13 protein-coding genes are annotated in these 17,831 nt (G+C 72.0%); 5 read left to right on the top strand and 8 right to left on the bottom strand.

The window, feature by feature from the left end; all coding sequences use genetic code 11:
• Positions 1 to 75: 75 nt before the first annotated feature.
• The 3 genes from QFZ71_RS17860 to QFZ71_RS17850 all read right to left on the bottom strand — a co-directional run bounded on the left by QFZ71_RS17860 (position 76) and on the right by QFZ71_RS17850 (position 3,709).
• Positions 76 to 666, bottom strand: a complete 591-nt coding sequence (locus tag QFZ71_RS17860; RefSeq protein ID WP_307669208.1) for a TetR/AcrR family transcriptional regulator — start codon at positions 664 to 666, stop codon at positions 76 to 78.
• Between the two features lie 490 nt (positions 667 to 1,156).
• Positions 1,157 to 2,410, bottom strand: coding sequence for a DUF2092 domain-containing protein (locus tag QFZ71_RS17855; RefSeq protein WP_307669207.1), 1,254 nt, complete (start codon positions 2,408 to 2,410; stop codon positions 1,157 to 1,159).
• A gap of 288 nt (positions 2,411 to 2,698) precedes the next feature.
• The gene (locus QFZ71_RS17850) at positions 2,699 to 3,709 is read right to left on the bottom strand and encodes a polyprenyl synthetase family protein (RefSeq protein ID WP_307669206.1); all 1,011 of its coding nucleotides are present in this window, start codon (positions 3,707 to 3,709) and stop codon (positions 2,699 to 2,701) included.
• Positions 3,710 to 4,068: 359 nt separating this feature from the next.
• Between QFZ71_RS17850 and QFZ71_RS17845 the strand changes: the two genes are divergently transcribed.
• The 3 genes from QFZ71_RS17845 to QFZ71_RS17835 all read left to right on the top strand — a co-directional run bounded on the left by QFZ71_RS17845 (position 4,069) and on the right by QFZ71_RS17835 (position 8,170).
• The gene (locus QFZ71_RS17845; RefSeq protein ID WP_307669205.1) at positions 4,069 to 6,063 is read left to right on the top strand and encodes a CocE/NonD family hydrolase; all 1,995 of its coding nucleotides are present in this window, start codon (positions 4,069 to 4,071) and stop codon (positions 6,061 to 6,063) included.
• A 161-nt stretch (positions 6,064 to 6,224) separates the two neighbouring features.
• Positions 6,225 to 7,454 (top strand): fumarylacetoacetase, encoded by a 1,230-nt coding sequence (fahA, locus tag QFZ71_RS17840; RefSeq protein ID WP_307669204.1) that lies wholly within the window; start codon positions 6,225 to 6,227, stop codon positions 7,452 to 7,454.
• Positions 7,451 to 8,170 carry a GPP34 family phosphoprotein gene (locus tag QFZ71_RS17835; RefSeq protein ID WP_307669203.1) on the top strand — a complete coding sequence of 240 codons (720 nt, stop codon included), beginning with the start codon at positions 7,451 to 7,453 and terminating at the stop codon, positions 8,168 to 8,170. Before fahA ends, QFZ71_RS17835 begins: the two co-directional genes overlap by 4 nt.
• Here QFZ71_RS17835 and QFZ71_RS17830 read toward each other — a convergent pair.
• Positions 8,167 to 8,577: a VOC family protein gene (locus tag QFZ71_RS17830; protein ID WP_307669202.1), complete on the bottom strand. Its 411-nt coding sequence runs from the start codon at positions 8,575 to 8,577 to the stop codon at positions 8,167 to 8,169. The two genes, QFZ71_RS17835 and QFZ71_RS17830, sit on opposite strands and share 4 nt — an antisense overlap.
• A gap of 116 nt (positions 8,578 to 8,693) precedes the next feature.
• On the opposite strand from QFZ71_RS17830, the gene QFZ71_RS17825 reads away from it, so the two are divergent.
• Positions 8,694 to 9,662: a tetratricopeptide repeat protein gene (locus QFZ71_RS17825; RefSeq protein WP_307669201.1), complete on the top strand. Its 969-nt coding sequence runs from the start codon at positions 8,694 to 8,696 to the stop codon at positions 9,660 to 9,662.
• Positions 9,663 to 9,773: 111 nt separating this feature from the next.
• Positions 9,774 to 10,382: a Uma2 family endonuclease gene (locus QFZ71_RS17820; RefSeq protein ID WP_307671498.1), complete on the top strand. Its 609-nt coding sequence runs from the start codon at positions 9,774 to 9,776 to the stop codon at positions 10,380 to 10,382.
• 36 nt (positions 10,383 to 10,418) lie between these two features.
• On the opposite strand, the gene recQ is transcribed toward QFZ71_RS17820, so the two are convergent.
• The 4 genes from recQ to nuoL all read right to left on the bottom strand — a co-directional run bounded on the left by recQ (position 10,419) and on the right by nuoL (position 17,821).
• Complete coding sequence (gene recQ, locus QFZ71_RS17815; RefSeq protein ID WP_307669200.1) at positions 10,419 to 12,530, bottom strand: DNA helicase RecQ; 2,112 nt, start codon at positions 12,528 to 12,530, stop codon at positions 10,419 to 10,421.
• Between the two features lie 158 nt (positions 12,531 to 12,688).
• A complete protein-coding gene (gene nuoN, locus QFZ71_RS17810) occupies positions 12,689 to 14,353 on the bottom strand; it encodes an NADH-quinone oxidoreductase subunit NuoN (protein WP_307669199.1) in 1,665 nt (554 codons plus the stop codon).
• Positions 14,350 to 15,921, bottom strand: coding sequence for an NADH-quinone oxidoreductase subunit M (locus QFZ71_RS17805; RefSeq protein WP_307669198.1), 1,572 nt, complete (start codon positions 15,919 to 15,921; stop codon positions 14,350 to 14,352). Before QFZ71_RS17805 ends, nuoN begins: the two co-directional genes overlap by 4 nt.
• Before the next feature lie 4 nt (positions 15,922 to 15,925).
• Entirely contained in the window at positions 15,926 to 17,821 is a 1,896-nt protein-coding gene (gene nuoL, locus QFZ71_RS17800; RefSeq protein ID WP_307669197.1) for an NADH-quinone oxidoreductase subunit L, read from the bottom strand.
• Positions 17,822 to 17,831 lie beyond the last annotated feature (10 nt).

The raw sequence follows: 17,831 nt of genomic DNA, 5'->3' as shown, positions 1-17,831 counted from the left end.
GCCCCGACCCGCTCCGGAGCGGTCCGGCCCCGCCCCGGCGCCGGACCACGGCGGCAGCACGGGCAGGACAGGACCTCAGTACCCCGGCGCGCGGAGTGAGCGCAGGACGTGGTCCACGAGGGCGGCGATCGTCTCCTCGTCCTGGACGGGCTTGCGCAGCACATGGCGGTAGTAGAGCGGGCCGTAGAGCATCTCCACCGCCAGGGGGAGGTCCGCGCCGGGCGGGATCTGGCCATGCTCCTGAGCGCTGCGCAGCCGGCCGATCGCCTCCTCCACGCGCGGATCGACCAGTTGCTCCCGCAATTGGCGGGCCAGGCGGACGTCGTGGTGCAGTTCGGAGAGGATGCCCGCGTAGGCGGGGCCGAACGGCGGCACCGAGAGCAGCTTCACCGCTCCCGCGAGATGGGCACGCAGATCCGCGCCGATGTCCCCCGTGTCCACGAAGGGGGTGGCGTCGATCAGGGCGTCCGTGAACGCCTCCAGCAGCACCGCGCCCTTCGACGGCCACCACCGGTAGATCGTCTTCTTGCTGACCCCGGCGGCGGCGGCGATGCCCTCTATCGTGACGTGCCCGTACCCCCGCTCCGTACAGAGGTCGAGAGCGGCCCGCAGGGTCGCACGGCGTGACCGTTCGCTGCGGCGCACACTGCTCGGCGATGTGGTCATTCGGTGAGCATAGGGGGGTTCCAGCCAATCTCTTATTGACATCTCGTCGCCAAAGACCGAACAATACCCAGGCGGAAACGGAACGTACCGTGTCGTGTCGTTCGCGTAGCCGCACCGTTCGTGCCGTTCGTGCCGCGACGAGCCGATCGGGGGACGGCTCGCCCGGCCGACGGCGCGTGCGGACCCCGCCGGTCCGTTCCAGCCAGTCGGCGCGCCGCCCGGTTTACGGGCCGCCCGTGGCGCACCGGCCATCCGGCCTGACGGCCGCTCCTGAACCACCAGCCTTCTCCGGTCCGTCGCCGGTCCGCGGGCCGCCCGATCCGATCCCGCCCGATCCGATCCCGACGGTGGCCCTCCGCAGGCGTCCCCCGGCTCCCCGACTCTCCGACTCCCCGTCCACGCGTCTCCCCGCGCCCGGGCGCACGTCCGCCCCGCCACGCGGATGCGTGACGGGGCGGGCAGGCGGACGGGCCGGAAGGGTCGGACGGTCCTACTGGGCGGCGGCGTCGGCGGCGCGTACCAGCGCGTCCTTCGTCACCGCTCCGACGTACACCGAGCCGTCGTCCGTCAGCAGGGCGTTGACCAGGCGCGTCGTGAAGACCGTGCCCGAGCCGAACTTCCCGGTGACCTTGTCGCCGAGCGCGTCGAGGAAGCCCTGCGCCTCGGCCGGGACGTCGCCCGAACCGGCTTCCGGCAGGCCCTCACCGCCGGGGGTCCTGATCTCGGCGATCGAGGTCCAGCCCTTCCCGATGACGTTGAAGCCGCCCTCGCCCGCGAGGCCCTCCAGCTCGGCGAGCTGTCCGGGCAGCGCCTTCTGCACCGCGCCGCGCTCGTCCTTGCCGGTCTCGAGCTCGTCGGCCTCGGTGACCTCGGCGCCCCGGGGCGGGGCGTAGTCGAACGTGGAGGCGGCGGGCCGGGAGAAGTCGACCTTGGTGAACCCGGCGTCGACCACGGCCTTGCCGCCGCTCGCCGCGGACAGGGTGAACTTCAGCGGTACGCCGTTCTCGGCGTCCACGGCGATCCGGATCGAGCCGACCGTCGAACCCGACTGCTTCGGCTTGATCAGGAGCTGGTACGCGTCCCGCCCGGCGACCTGCGCCGTGCCGTCCACGGTGACCGAGGTGGTGTCGCCGGCCGCCGCGAGCGCCTGTTCGGCGAAGTCCTGCGGGGTGGCCGGTGCGCCCTCGGGGGCATTCGGGGCCTTCTCCGCGTGGCCGCCGTCCCGGCCCTCGGGGGCCTCGGCGTGGTAGACCTCGTCGGACGTGCTGTCGTACGCCCAGACCTCGCCCTGGTTGTGGATGACGCTGTACTCGGACGCGTCCCCGAGGATGGAGAGCTTCTGCCGCTCCGGTCCGTCGGCGGCCACCCGCAGCGTGTGCGTGCCGGACGTCAGCTCCATGAGCTTGTCCCGCGGAGCGGCCGCGCCGCCGTCCTCGCCCCCGCGCTCGCCGCCCGGAACGAGCGAGCCCGCGAGGCCGTCGAGGGGCAGGCCCAGGTCGGTGCTGATCTTGAACGTGCCGGAGAGCTGCTCCTCGTCGGAGGCGGCGATCTTCTCGACGAGTTCCCGGGCGCTGATCTTCGGCAGATCCGGGTCGCCGGAGTCCGCGAGCGCCGGAACGAGGCCGATGGTCGCGGCCGCCACCCCCGCGACCGCGAAGGGGACGATGTAGCGCGCCGCCTTCCGGCGGCCCACGACAGTGCTCGTGGCCTCGCCGGTGATCTCTGCGCTGTCGTTGGGTGCCATGATGTGCCCTACCTCCGTGGTCGGCGGCTTCCGTTGGTACCCATCTGACCAAATCGGGCGGCCCGAAGCGTCAGCCCGGGGAATCAACTCCGCCTACTGCTCCGGTATGACAACCGGCAGGGGCATGTACGCCGCCCCGTAGGGGTAACGCCCCCACGCGGCTGACCCGCCGTCACACCCCCCGCGCACGACAGGATCGGCCGCGTGCACCCCGTACCACCCGCGTACACCCCGGCCCGTCACCCCGCACCACCGCGCGCTCACCCCGCGCCGGGCACCACCGCGCACTCATCCGGCGCGGTGCACCACCGCGTCGCACAGCTCCTCCAGCGCGGACTTCGCGTATCCCTCGGGCAGCGGCGCCAGCGTGGCGCGCGCTTCCTGGGCGTAGCGCACGGTGTCCTGGCGGGCCTGCTCCAGTGCCGGATGGGCGCGCAGCCGGCGCAGCACCTCGTCCAGCGCCTCGTCGCCGCTCAGGTCACCGTCGAGCAGCTCGACCAGCTCCAGGTCGTCGGGCTTGCCGTCGGCCGCCGCCAGGGCGCGCAGCCGCAGAACCGGGAGGGTCGGGATGCCCTCGCGCAGGTCGGTGCCGGGGGTCTTGCCGGACTCGTGGGAGTCGGAGGCGATGTCGAGGACGTCGTCGGCGAGCTGGAAGGCGATGCCGAGCCGTTCCCCGTACTGGGTGAGCACGTCCACGGTCCGCTCGTCGGCCCCGGACATCAGCGCGCCGAACCGGCCCGAGACGGCGACCAGCGAGCCGGTCTTGCCGCTGAGCACGTCCAGGTAGTGGTCGACCGGGTCGCGCCCGTCGCGCGGGCCCGCGGTCTCCAGGATCTGACCGGTGACCAGGCGCTCGAACGCCTCCGCCTGGATGCGGACGGCCTCGGGGCCGAGGTCGGCCAGGATGTGGGAGGCGCGGGCGAAGAGGAAGTCGCCGGTGAGGACGGCCACCGAGTTGCCCCAGCGGGTGTTGGCGCTGGGCACCCCGCGCCGCACGTCGGCCTCGTCCATCACGTCGTCGTGGTAAAGGGTGGCGAGGTGGGTCAGCTCGACGACGACGGCGGCGGGGACGATTCCGGGTGCGCCCGGATCGCCGAACTGTGACGCGAGCATGACCAGCAAGGGGCGGAACCGCTTGCCCCCGGCCCGCACCAGGTGCTGGGCGGCCTCCGTGATGAAGGGGACATCGCTCTTGGTGGCTTCGAGCAGCCCTGCCTCGACAGCGGCCAGGCCCGACTGGACATCGGCCTCAAGAGCCTGGTCCCGCACGTGCAGTCCGAACGGCCCGACGACGGTCACGGGGACATCTCCTGTCTGCTGACGATCGCACGCAATGTCGATGTGTCGCTGTCTCTCCTTGCAACTTCAGCGTATCCGGTCCGCTGTGGATCACCGTGGGCGGCTTCCCATGACCGCCGGTATGTTCAGGATCAGCCCATACGATCAGCAGTATCCGTTTCGTCCCGGCAGCGCCCGCCACCGCTCCGCGCACCCTTCCCCCGCCGCACGCCCCGACTTCCCTCCCCTCGCCCGGTCCCCAGCTCCCCTCGCCCGGTCCCCTGCCGCACGCCCCGGTACCCCTCCCCGACCCGCACCCCCGGCTCCCGCCCCCGCGCCGCACCCGCTCCGCACACCCCGTCCCCCACCGAGGTGGCCCCATGAACATCACGACCGCGTTCCCGTACGAGACCACCCGCGAGGACGTGTACATCCCGCTCCCCGACGGCACGCGGCTCTACGCCCGGATCTGGCGGCCGCTGACCGACGAACCGGTCCCCGCCCTGCTGGAGTACCTGCCCCACCGGCTCAGCGACGGGACCGCGCCCCGCGACCGGCAGCGCCACCCCTGGTACGCGGGCCACGGCTACGCCTCCGTACGGGTCGATGTGCGGGGCCATGGCAACAGCGAGGGCCTGCCGGGCGACGCGTACGGCGCGCAGGGACTCGGCGACGGGGCCGCCGTCGTCCACTGGCTGGCCCAGCAGGAGTGGTGCTCGGGCCGGGTGGGGATGTTCGGGATCTCCTGGGGCGGCTCCATCGCGCTCCGGATCGCCGCGCTCGCCCCCGAGCCGCTGAAGGCGATCGTCACCGTCTGCGCGGCCGACGACCGCCACGGCGAGGACGCGCCCGTCGCGGACGGCTCGCTCCTCGCCGTGGACACGCCCGCCCGTGCGGCCACCCCGCTCGCCTTCGTCTGCCGGCCGCCGGACCCGGCCCACGCCGGCGACGACTGGAAGCAGATGTGGCTGGAGCGGCTGGAGTCCGTCGAGCCGCGCGTCCACACCCGGGCGTCCCGCCGGAACCGCGACGCCGACGGGACGCCCGGCGGCACCGCCGAGGGCCACGGCGCGATCAAGGCCCATGTGCTCGCGGTCGGCGGCTGGCACGACCCGTACCGGGACACCGTCCTGCGGCTCGTGGAGCACCTGGACCCCGGACAGGTGCGCGGGATCATCGGACCCTGGTCGCACCAGTACCCGGACCAGGGACTGCCGCCGGGGCCCGCGATCGGCTTCCTCCAGGAGACGCTGCGCTGGTGGGACCAGCATCTCAAGGGCAAGGAGACGGGCGTGATGCGGGAGCCGCTGCTGCGGTCCTGGATCAGTGGCCCGTACCCGCCCGCCACGGTGTACGAGACGCTGCCGGGCCGCTGGGTCGGGGACGCCTCCTGGCCGTCGGAGAACGTCACCCCGGTGGCGTACGCCCTCCAGGGCGGTGAGCGGATCGTCGCGTCGCCGCAGCAGACCGGACTCGACGCGGGCCGTTTCGTCCCGCTCGGCGACGACGCGGACCTGCCGCCGGACCAGCGGGACGAGGACGCCAAGTCGGTGTCGTTCGAGTTCCCCGTCGCGGACGCGCCGATCGAGATCCTCGGCCGGCCCCGCGTGAAGCTCCGCATCCGGATGGACGTGCCGCACGGCCAGGCCGTCGCCCGGCTCTGCGACGTGGCACCCGACGGCGCCTCCACACTGATCACCCGAGGAGCCCTCGACCTCACAGCCCGGCACGGCAGCGACCGCGCCGACGGCTGGACACCGGGGGAGACCAGGACGGTGGTCTTCGACCTCGACGGCGTCGGGCACGCCTTCGCCCCCGGCCACCGCATCCGGATCGCGGTCTCCTCCGCGTACTGGCCGTGGATCTGGCCCCGCGCGGAGTCGGCGGGCTTCACCCTCGACGCGGACGGGAGCTTCGTCGAACTGCCGGTGCGCCGTCACACCGAGGACCCGGCGATCACCTTCGGCGAACCGGAGCAGTCCGCACCGCTCGGCGTGGCCCACCCCGTCACCCTGGAGGAGCCGCGCCCCGAACGCCTCGTCGTCCGGGATGTCGGCCGGGGCGAATGGAGGCTGGAGGTGGCCCCCTGCCACGGCGGTACGCGGGTCCACCCCGACGGCCTCGAATGCACCGAGGAGGCCCTGGAGACGTACACGATCCAGCAGGACGACCCGCTCTCCGCGCGAACCCGCTCCGACTGGCGCATCCGGCTGCACCGCCCGGAGGCCGCCTGGGACGTCTCGGTCGAGAGCCGCTCCGAGATCACCGCCGACGAGCACGACTTCATCGCCTCCGACGAGGTGGTCTGCAAGGACGGCGAGGAGATCGTCTTCCACCGCACCTGGGAGAGGCGCATCCCGCGCACGACGGGCTGAGCGGGCCCACGCGTTCCGCGTTCGGCCCCCCGGCTCTCCGGGCGGGCCGACGAACTTTCCGGGCAATACGCACAGTTGGGGATGGTCAGGGCACTGCCGCTGGGTAGGAGCCCCGACGTAACGTGTCCTCCAACGCGACCTGGAAAGCGAGGCAGCACCACATGCCCGAGCAGAGCAGCCCGCTCGACCTGGCCGAGGGCGATCCCTTCGGCCCGCACAACCTTCCGTACGGGGTGTTCTCCGCCCCCGACCACCCCGGCGTCCGCCGGGTCGGCGTCCGTATCGGCAACCACGTCCTGGACGCCGGGGCAGCTGCCCACGCGCTGGGCTCCCCCTACGCGGGACTGCTCGCCCAGCCGAGTCTGACGCCTCTCCTCGCGGCGGGCCGCACCGCCTGGAGCGACGTCCGCCGCGCGCTCACCGCCTGGCTGACCGTCCCCGCCCACCGCGCCGCCGTCGAACCGCTGCTGCACCCGGTGGACGCGGTGACCCTGCACCTGCCGTACGAGGTGGCGGACTACGTCGACTTCTACGCGAGCGAGCACCACGCCACCAACGTCGGGAAGATCTTCCGGCCGGACGGCGACGCGCTCACCCCCAACTGGAAGCACCTGCCGATCGGTTACCACGGCCGCTCCGGCACCGTCGTGGTCTCCGGCACCGACGTCGTGCGTCCCAGCGGCCAGCGCAAGGCCCCCACCGACCCGGCTCCCGTCTTCGGGCCCTCGGTGAAGCTCGACATCGAGGCCGAGGTCGGCTTCGTCGTCGGCGTCCCCTCCGCGCACGGCGCCCCGGTGCCGCTGGCCGACTTCCGCGAGCACGTCTTCGGCCTCTTCCTGCTCAACGACTGGTCCGCGCGCGACCTCCAGGCGTGGGAGTACGTGCCGCTCGGCCCGTTCCTCGGCAAGTCCTTCGCCACCTCCGTCTCCGCCTGGGTCACGCCCCTGGAGGCCCTGGACGCGGCCCGCACCGCCCCGCCGGCACGGGACTTCCCGCTCCTGCCCTACCTCGACGACGCCGGGGAGGAGGAGCCGGGCGGCTTCGACATCCGGATCACCGTGGAGATCAACGGCCAGGTCGTCGCCGAGCCCCCGTTCGCCTCGATGTACTGGACGGCGGCCCAGCAGCTCGCCCACATGACGGTCAACGGCGCGTCGCTGCGCACCGGCGACCTGTACGGCTCCGGCACGGTCAGCGGCCCCGAGCCCGGCCAGCGCGGCTCCCTCCTGGAGCTGACCTGGAACGGCAGCGAACCGCTCGAACTGGCCGAGGGCAAGCGGACGTTCCTGGAGGACGGCGACACCGTCACGCTGACCGCCTGGGCCCCCGGCCCGCACGGCACCCGCGTGGGCCTCGGCGACGTGACCGGAAGGATCGTCACCGCGCCATGACGGACGACGCCTCCGCGCTGACGCTGCCCGAGGAACTGGTCCTGCTCACGCTGGACCCCGAGCGCGGCAAGCCGCTCTGCGCCCGCTCCTTCCTGCGGTTCGCGGTGGCGGGCGCGGTCCTCGCCGAGCTGGAGCTCCAGGGCCGGATACGCGAGGAACGCGGCCGGGTCCGGGTGGTCAACCCCCTGGACCCGGCCCACCCCTTGCTGGCCTCGCTGCTGGGCACGCTCGGCGCGCCGGCCAAGAAGAACCGCTTCCTCTCCAACACCAGCCCCAAGGTCTGGATACGGCAGTACGGCCGCAGCGCCGAGGAACGCCACCTGGACCACCTGGTCGAGCGGGGTCTCCTGCGCCGCGAGCCCCGACGCATCCTCGGCGTCTTCCTCCACCACCGGCACTTCCCCGGCGACCCCGACCTCACCGGCGCCGCCCGGTGGCGCTTCGGCCAGGCCGAGGCGCGGGGCTTCCCGGACCGGCGCAGCCGCGCCCTGGCCGGTCTCGTCTCGGCGACCGGCCTCGCCGGCACCCTCACCGCCCGGGGGCGCGAGGGCCGCGCGGCGATGAAGACCCTGCGCCGCACCCACTGGATCTCCTCGGCCGTCCACCACAACGTCCGCCAGAGCCGGTCGAGCGGCAGCGGGGGCGACGGCGGTGGCTGGAGCGACAGCGGCGGGGGCGGCTGCGGAGGGGGTGGCTGCGGAGGGGGTGGGGACTAGGACCTCTCGGGCCACGTGGGGCCCTGGTCCGTCCAGACGACGCCCTTGTTGCGGCAGAGGCAGAAGGGGTGGCCGATGGGGTCGGTGTAGACGCGCCAGCCGTAGCCTTCGGGGCCGACGCAGTCCTGCCGCAGGGTCGCGCCGAGGGCCAGGACGCGGCGCTGTTCGGCCTCGATGTCGTCGACCTCGAAGTCGAGGTGGAACTGCTTGGGGTGCTCGCCGCCGGGCCACTGCGGCGCGCGGTAGTCATCGACCCGGATGAAGGCGAGTTCGACCTCGCCGAACCGGATACCGGCCCAGTCCTCGTCACTGCTCTTCTTGACCGGACGCCCGGTCACCTCGGAGTAGAAGGCCGCCAGTTCCATCGTGTCGGGGCAGTCGATGATGAAGTCGGTGAGTCGCAGCATCCGGTGATGATGCCACAGGGCCCATCGGACCGGGTACGGCCCGGTTCCGCGAGAGGGGAGCCGGGGTGCCGGGGGCCTTCGGCTGCGGATACGCTCCCGGTCTGTCGAATCACTCTGTGGCGGCGGGAGTCGGCCTCGCCGGTGTGATGGCGCACTGCGGCGGAAGCCCGGTCGCCGCCGTGGAGCTTCTGGTGGGGACGATCGCCTCGACGCCTGCGGCCCCGGAGCCGGACGCGGCCCTCGCCGAGCTGTGGCGGGAGCACCGCCCGGAACGGGAGAAGGGCCTCGCGGGGGACGGCTCCATCAGCGCCGTCACCGCTCGGGCGTACTTCTTCTTCCTCGACGGGAGCATGGACGACGCGGCGATGGCCCTCGGTTCGGTCACCGGCGCGCGGCCCGACGTGGGCTGGGGGGCGGCGCCCTGGTTCGGCGACGACCGCTTCCTCGGCACGGTGAGCCCCGAGGCACTGGCCGAAGCGTGTCTGCGGACGCTGGACCACGGCCACGACCTGGACACCGACGCGATGCGGGAGCGGTTCGCGCCCTGGTTCCACGCCATCGAGGCGGTCGGCGGACGCCGTCCCGTTCCGGAGTCGCCGGCGGCCATGTCCCGGCTGCCCCGGGCGTGCGGCCGCTACGAACTGGCCCTCGCCCTGTGCGACCGCGCCGACGCCGTCGAGCCGGTCATGTGGACCGCCGTCGCCCGCGGGTCCACCTGGCGCGCGAGGGGCGACCTGGACCGGGCCGCCGCCGCCTTCGAGAGCGCGGTCGCCCTGGCCCCCGCCAACTGGTCCCTCTTCCTGGACCTGGCGGACATCCGCGCCGCGCAGGGCGACTTCGGCGCGGCGGCGGACCTCGCCGGACGCGGCCTGGAACACGGGCCCGGCGAGATCACCCTGCGCGCCGCCCGCGCCGCCTACCGCACCCGCCTCACCGGCTCGCCCGAGGACCTGAAGGCCCTGATCGCCCTGGCCCCGGACCTCACGAACACCACGTACCGGAACCAGCTGATCGACCACGCGTGCGCGGGCCCGAAGCTGCCCGGCCTGCTCGTGGCCCGGGCCCGCGACCTCCGGACGAACTGACAGCACGCGGGTCAGCGACGCGGGAGCCGTTCACGCGTTCGGGTCATCCGGATCCGGTTCCCGGCGGATACGCTGGTCGGGCCCGCGAGACTCCTCCCCATGGGAGCAATGATGAGCATCGAACCCGAGGCGTCCGAGCCCCGGTGGGCGGTCCCGCCCGAGGGCGGCTGGACCGCCGATGACCTGGACACACTCCCGAATCTGCCTCCGCACACGGAGCTGATCGACGGGAGCCTCGTCTTCGTGAGTCCGCAGACCCTTTTCCATGCGCGAGCGGTCAGTTTCTTCGAATGGCAGCTGCAGTCCTTGGTGCCGCCCGATCTGGAGGTTGTGCGCGAGTTCACCATCGACATCGACCGCTACAACCGGCCCGAGCCCGATGTGATCGTCATCGACGGTGCCGTCATCAAGGACGCGGACCAGACCCGGTTCCCCGCCGAGGCGGTGCGCCTGGCCATCGAGGTCGTCTCACCGGAGTCCCGGTCCCGCGACCGGGAGACCAAGCCCGTGAAGTACGCCCGCGCGGCCATCCCCCACTACTGGCGGGTGGAGAACCACGACGGGCGGGCCGTGGTGTACGTCTTCGAGCGCGAGCCGGCCACCGGCGCCTACACCTCGACCGGGATCTTCCACGACCGCATGAAGGTGCCGGTGCCCTTCGCCGTGGACCTGGACCTGACGGCGATCACGCCCCGCCGCCGGGCGGCGGACCCGACGTAGACCCCGCCGCCCTTCCACCTCACCGCCCGGTACGGCTCACTCGTACTCGGGCGGTTCCTCGTCCCAGGCGAACTCGGGGTCGCCGTACTGCTCCGCCGGGGCGGCCGACGTCTGCGGACGGGCCGGAGCCGGGCGGGACGCGGGAGCCGACGCCGGGCGCGACGCCGGAGCCGGGGCCGGGGGTGTCCGGGGAGCCGGGGCCGTCGGTGCTTCGGCGGGTGCCGGGGCCCGGGGCGCGTCCGGAGCCGCCGGGGCCTCGCCGCCCGCCGTCCGGGCCAGGACCTCCAGCACGCCCTCCCCGTACGTCGCCAGCTTCTTCTCGCCCAGGCCGCTGACGCCCCCCAGCTCCCCGATCGTCGTCGGGTGGACGGTGGCGATCTCCCGCAGCGTCGCGTCGTGGAAGATCACGTACGCCGGGACGCCCTGCTCCTTCGCCGTCGCCCCGCGCCAGGCGCGCAGCGCCTCGAAGACCGGGACGGCGGAGGCGGGAAGGTCGGCGGCGGCCGCCCTGCCCTTGGCGCCCTTGCCGCCGCCCGCCGAGGACGACGAGCGGGACGTGGGCTTCTTCGGCTCCTTGCGGAGCAGCACCTCCCGCTCCCGGCCGAGCACCGTGGCGCTCTCCTCGGTCAGGACCAGCGTGCCGTACTCCCCCTCGACCGCGAGCAGCCCCTGCGCCAGCAGCTGGCGGACCACCCCGCGCCACTCCGCCTCGGCCAGCTCCTCGCCGATGCCGAAGACGGAGAGCTGGTCGTGGTCGAACTGGATGACCTTGGCGGTCTTCCGGCCGAGCAGGATGTCGATGATCTGGCCCGCGCCGAACTTCTGGTTCCGCTCGCGCTTGAGCCGCACCACCGTGGAGAGCAGCTTCTGCGAGACCACCGTGCCGTCCCAGGTCTCCGGCGGGGCGAGGCAGGTGTCGCAGTTGCCGCAGGCGGGGGCCGTGGGCTCCTGGCCGAAGTAGGTCAGCAGCTGGGCCCGGCGGCACTGGACCGTCTCGCACAGGGCGAGCATGGAGTCCAGGTGGGAGGCGGCCCGGCGGCGGAACGCCTCGTCGCCCTCGCCGCCCTGGATGAGCTTGCGCTGCTGGACGACGTCCTGGAGTCCGTACGCCATCCAGGCCGTGGACGGCTCCCCGTCACGGCCCGCACGGCCGGTCTCCTGGTAGTAGCCCTCGACGGACTTGGGCAGGTCCACGTGGGCGACGAAGCGGACGTCCGGCTTGTCGATGCCCATGCCGAACGCGATCGTCGCAACGACGACGAGCCCTTCCTCACGGAGGAACCGCGCCTGGTGGGCGGCGCGCGTCCGGGCGTCCAGACCCGCGTGGTACGGAACGGCCTCCACGCCGTTGCGGCTGAGGTATTCCGCGATCTTCTCGGTGGAATTGCGCGAGAGGCAGTAGACGATGCCCGCGTCCCCGGCGTGCTCCTCCTGGAGGAAGGAGAGGAGCTGCTTCTTGGGGTCGGACTTCGGCACGATGCGGTACTGGATGTTCGGCCGGTCGAAGCTCGCGACGAAGTGCTTCGCGTCCGGCATGCCGAGGCGGCGGGTGATCTCCTCGTGCGTGGCGTTCGTCGCGGTCGCCGTCAGGGCGATGCGCGGCACGTCCGGCCAGCGCTCGCCGAGCACGGACAGGGCCAGATAGTCCGGGCGGAAGTCGTGGCCCCACTGGGCGACGCAGTGCGCCTCGTCGATCGCGAAGACGGAGACCTCGCCCCGCGCCAGCAGGGAGAGCGTGGAGTCCAGGCGCAGCCGCTCGGGCGCCAGATAGAGGATGTCCAGCTCGCCCGCGAGGAACTGCGCCTCCATCGAGCGGCGCTCGTCGAAGTCCTGCGTGGAGTTCATGAAGCCGGCCCGGACGCCGAGCGCGCGCAGGGCGTCGACCTGGTCCTGCATGAGGGCGATCAGCGGCGAGACGACGACGCCGGTGCCCCGGCGGACCAGGGACGGGATCTGGTAGCAGAGCGACTTCCCGCCGCCGGTGGGCATGAGCACGACCGCGTCGCCGCCCGCCACCACGTGCTCGATGATCGCGCCCTGCTCGCCGCGGAACGACTCGTACCCGAAGACGCGGTGGAGTGTCCGCCGCGCCTCGCTCTCGTCGCCCGTGCCGGCGTCGGCGCCGGCCACCGTCGCGGTCTCATCCATGCTCACGCCCCATGCTCTGTTCCCCCGGGGGTCCGCATGCCCGGCCCCTTTCCGTCCTGCTCTCGTCCCCGTCCACGATAGGCGGAGGGAACGACAACGCCGGACGGTCTGTGGATATCCGACCGTCCGGCGCTGTTGACACGCATTACCGCGCGGGGCTACCGCACGAAGACCCCGGCCTGGCTCGCCAGGTCCAGGAAGTACTGCGGGGCCAGGCCCAGCACCAGGGTGACGGCGACGCCGACCGCGATCGTCGTCATGGTCAGCGGGGACGGGACGGCGACCGTGGGGCCGTCCGCCTTCGGCTCGCTGAAGAACATGAGGACGATCACACGGATGTAGAAGAACGCCGCGACGGCCGAGGAGATCACACCGACGACGACCAGCGCCCCGGCCCCGCCCTCGGCAGCCGCCTTGAACACCGCGAACTTGCCCGAGAACCCGGAGGTCAGCGGGATGCCCGCGAAGGCCAGCAGGAACACCGCGAAGACCGCCGCGACCAGCGGCGAGCGGCGGCCGAGCCCGGCCCACTTCGACAGGTGGGTGGCCTCCCCGCCCGCGTCCCGCACCAGCGTGACGACGGCGAACGCGCCGACCGTCACGAAGGAGTAGGCCAGCAGGTAGAAGAGGACCGAGGAGATGCCCTCCGGGTTGGCCGCGATGACGCCCGCGAGGATGAAGCCCGCGTGCGCGATCGAGGAGTAGGCCAGCAGCCGCTTGATGTCGGTCTGGGTGATGGCGACGATCGCGCCGGCCAGCATCGTGACGATGGCCACCGCCCACATGACCGGCCGCAGGTCCCAGGTGAGGCCCGGCAGCGCCACGTACAGCAGGCGCAGCAGCGCGCCGAACGCGGCGACCTTCGTCGCGGCGGCCATGAAGCCGGTGACCGGGGTCGGGGCGCCCTGGTAGACGTCCGGGGTCCACATGTGGAACGGAACCGCGCCGACCTTGAAGAGCAGACCGGTCAGGATCATCGCGCCGCCGATGAGCAGCAGCGCGTCGTTGCCCATGGTGTCGGCGAGCGCCGGGTCGATCTCCAGGACCGAGCCGTCGACCACGCCTGCGATCTCGGCGTACGACAGGGAGCCCGCGTAGCCGTAGATGAGCGCGATCCCGAAGAGCAGGAACGCCGAGGAGAACGCGCCGAGCAGGAAGTACTTCACGGCCGCCTCCTGCGACATCAGCCGCTTGCGGCGGGCGACGGCGCACAGGAGGTAGAGCGGGAGCGAGAAGACTTCCAGCGCGATGAAGAGGGTCAGCAGGTCGTTGGCGGCCGGGAAGACCAGCAGCCCCGCCACCGAGAACAGCAGGAGCGGGAAGACCTCGGTGGTGGTGAACCCGGCCCGCACCGCGGCCTTCTCGCCCTCGCCGCCGGGGACGGCTCCGGGCTGGGCGGCGAAGGAGTCGACGCGGTTGCCGTCGCTGCCGGGGTCGAGCCGGCGTTCGGCGAAGGTGAACACCGCCACCATGGCGACCAGGAGGATGGTGCCCTGGAGGAACAGGGTGGGGCCGTCGATCGCGATGGCGCCCATGGCCGCGATCTGCGCCTTCGTCGTGCCGTAGCCTCCGGCGGCGAGGCCGACGATCGCGGCGAACGAGGCGGCGACCGCCACCACGCTCAGGAAGAGCTGGGAGTGGTAGCGGGCCCGGCGCGGCACGAAGGCCTCCACCAGGATGCCCAGGACGGCCGCGACCACGATGATCAGGACCGGCATGAGCTGGGTGTACTCGATCTTCGGCATGGTGAACGAGTCGCCCGGCGCCGCCGATGTCACCCCGCTCGCCGTCGTCCACAGGCTGTGGACAGCTGTTGCGCTCACTTGGCGGCCTCCACCTCGGGCTGGGGGTCCTTCTTCTGTACGTCGGACATGGTGTGCTCCACCGCCGGGTTGACGACCTCGGTGAGCGGCTTCGGGAAGACGCCGAGGAAGATCAGCACGGCGATCAGCGGCACCGCGACCGCCAGCTCACGGGCCTTGAGGTCCGGCATGGACCGGACCGACTCCTGGACCGGGCCGGTCATCGTGCGCTGGTAGAGGACCAGGACGTAGAGCGCGGCGAGCACGATGCCGGAGGTGGCGACGACACCGGCCACCGGATACGCGCTGAACGTGCCGACCAGGACCAGGAACTCGCTGACGAACGGGGCGAGTCCGGGCAGCGACAGGGTGGCGAGCCCGCCGATGAGGAACGTCCCGGCCAGCACCGGGGCGACCTTCTGCACCCCGCCGTAGTCCGCGATGAGCCGCGAGCCGCGCCGGGTGATGAGGAAGCCGGCGACCAGCAGCAGCGCGGCCGTCGAGATGCCGTGGTTGACCATGTAGAGCGTGGCGCCCGACTGGCCCTGGCTGGTCATCGCGAAGATGCCCAGGATGATGAAGCCGAAGTGCGAGATCGAGGCGTAGGCGATGAGCCGCTTGATGTCGCGCTGGCCGACCGCGAGGAGCGCCCCGTACACGATGGAGATCAGCGCCAGGGTGATGACCACCGGCGTCGCCCACTTGCTGGCCTCCGGGAAGAGCCCGAGGCAGAAGCGGAGCATCGCGAAGGTGCCGACCTTGTCGACGATCGCCGTGATCAGCACGGCGACCGGGGCGGTCGCCTCGCCCATGGCGTTGGGCAGCCAGGTGTGGAGCGGCCACAGCGGGGCCTTCACCGCGAAGGCGAAGAAGAACCCGAGGAACAGCCACCGCTCGGTGCTGGTCGCCATCTCCAGCGAGCCGTCGGCGCGGGCCTCCGCGATCTCGGAGAGCGAGAAGCTGCCCGCGACCACGTAGAGGCCGATGACGGCGGCCAGCATGATCAGCCCGCCGGCCAGGTTGTAGAGGAGGAACTTGACCGCCGCGTACGAGCGCTGGGTGGCGGCGCTCTCGTCGGTGCCCGCGTGGGCCCGGTCGCCGAAGCCGCCGATGAGGAAGTACATCGGGATGAGCATGGCTTCGAAGAGGATGTAGAAGAGGAAGACGTCGGTGGCGACGAACGACAGGATCACCATGGCCTCGACCATGAGGATCAGGGCGAAGAAGCCCTGCGTCGGACGCCAGCGCGTGGACGTCGTCTCCAGGGGGTCGGCGTCGTGCCAGCCGGCGACGATGACGAACGGGATCAGCAGCGCGGTGAGGCCGAGGAGCGCCACCCCGATGCCGTCCACGCCCAGTTCGTAGCGGACGCCGAAGTCCGCGATCCAGGCGCGGGACTCGGTGAGCTGGTAGCGGTCGCCGCCCGGTTCGAAGCGGAGGAAGACGACGGCCGCCAGGACGAGCGTCCCGAGCGAGAAGAGCAGCGCGAGCCATTTGGCCGCCGTGCGCCGCGCGGCGGGGACGGCGGCGGTGGCGATCGCGCCGATCGCCGGGAGCGCCGCCGTCGCGGTCAGGAGGGGAAAGGACATGGGATCAGACCGCCCTCATCAGCAGGGTCGCGGCGATGACGACCGCCGTACCGCCGAACATCGAGACCGCGTAGGTGCGGGCGTAGCCGTTCTGGAGCTTGCGCATCCGGCCGGAGAGCCCGCCGACCGAAGCGGCCGTGCCGTTGACGACGCCGTCGACCAGGGAGTGGTCCACGTAGACCAGCGAGCGGGTGAGGTGTTCGCCGCCGCGGACCAGGACCACGTGGTTGAAGTCGTCCTGGAGGAGATCGCGGCGGGCGGCCCGGGTGAGGACCGAGCCCCGCGGGGCGACGGCCGGGACGGGCTTGCGCCCGTACATCGCCCAGGCGATGCCGACGCCGACGACCAGGGCCACGACGGTGGCTCCGGTGACGGTGGCCGCGCTCAGCGGGGAGTGCCCGTGGTCGTAACCGGTGACCGGCTTCAGCCAGGTGATGAACCGGTCCCCGATCGCGAAGAACCCGCCCGCGAAGACCGAGCCGAAGGCCAGCACGATCATGGGGATCGTCATCGACTTCGGGGACTCGTGCGGGTGCGGCTCGTGGCCCTCGGCGTCCGGCTGCCAGCGCTTCTCGCCGAAGAACGTCATCAGCATCACGCGCGTCATGTAGAACGCGGTGATCGCGGCGCCCAGCAGGGCCACGGAGCCGAGGATCCAGCCCTCGGCGCCGCCCTTGGCGAAGGCCGCCTCGATGATCTTGTCCTTGGAGAAGAAGCCGGACAGGCCGGGGAAACCGATGATGGCCAGATAGCCGAGGCCGAAGGTGACGAAGGTGACCGGCATGTACGTCCGGAGGCCGCCGTACCTGCGCATGTCGACCTCGTCGTTCATGCCGTGCATGACGGAGCCCGCGCCGAGGAAGAGACCGGCCTTGAAGAAGCCGTGCGTCACCAGGTGCATGATCGCGAAGATGTAGCCGATGGGGCCGAGGCCCGCGGCCAGGATCATGTAGCCGATCTGCGACATCGTCGAGCCGGCGAGCGCCTTCTTGATGTCGTCCTTCGCGCAACCGACGATCGCACCGAAGATCAGCGTGACCGCGCCGACGATGACGACGACCGTCTGGGCGTCCGGGGCGGCGTTGAAGATCGCGCCGGAGCGGACGATGAGGTAGACGCCGGCGGTGACCATGGTCGCGGCGTGGATGAGGGCGGAGACCGGGGTCGGGCCCTCCATCGCGTCGCCGAGCCAGGACTGCAGCGGCACCTGGGCCGACTTGCCGCAGGCGGCCAGCAGCAGCATCAGCCCGATGGCCGTCAGCTTGCCCTGGCCCGTCTCGCCCGCCGACTCCAGCACCGGCCCGAAGGCGAAGGTGCCGAAGGTGGTGAACATCAGCATGATGGCGATCGACAGGCCGACGTCACCGACCCGGTTGACCAGGAACGCCTTCTTCGCGGCGGTGGCCGCGGAGGGCTTGTGCTGCCAGAAGCCGATGAGCAGGAACGACGCCAGACCGACGCCCTCCCACCCGACGTACAGCAGCAGGTAGTTGTCGGCGATGACCAGGATGAGCATCGCCGCGAGGAACAGGTTCAGGTAGCCGAAGAAGCGGCGCCTGCGCTCGTCGTGCTCCATGTAGCCGATGGAGTAGATGTGGATCAGCGTGCCCACACCGGTGATGAGCAGGACGAACGTCATCGACAGCTGGTCGAGCTGGAAGGCGATGTCGGCCTGGAAGCCCTCCACCGGAATCCAGCTGAACAGGTGCTGGTGCAGGGCCCGGTCCTCGGCGCCCTTCCCCAGCATGTCGGTGAAGAGGATCAGTCCGACGACGAACGAGGCGGCGGCGAGGACAGTACCGAGCCAGTGGCCGGTCCTGTCCAGCCGACGGCCGCCGCAGAGCAGGACCGCCGCTCCGAGCAGGGGCGCCGCGACGAGCAGCGCAATCAGGTTCTCCACGTTTCCGACC

The organism is Streptomyces sp. V2I9, assembly GCF_030817475.1.
In the GTDB taxonomy this organism is placed as follows: Bacteria; Actinomycetota; Actinomycetes; order Streptomycetales; family Streptomycetaceae; genus Streptomyces.
This window is presented reverse-complemented; position numbering and strand designations above follow the sequence as displayed.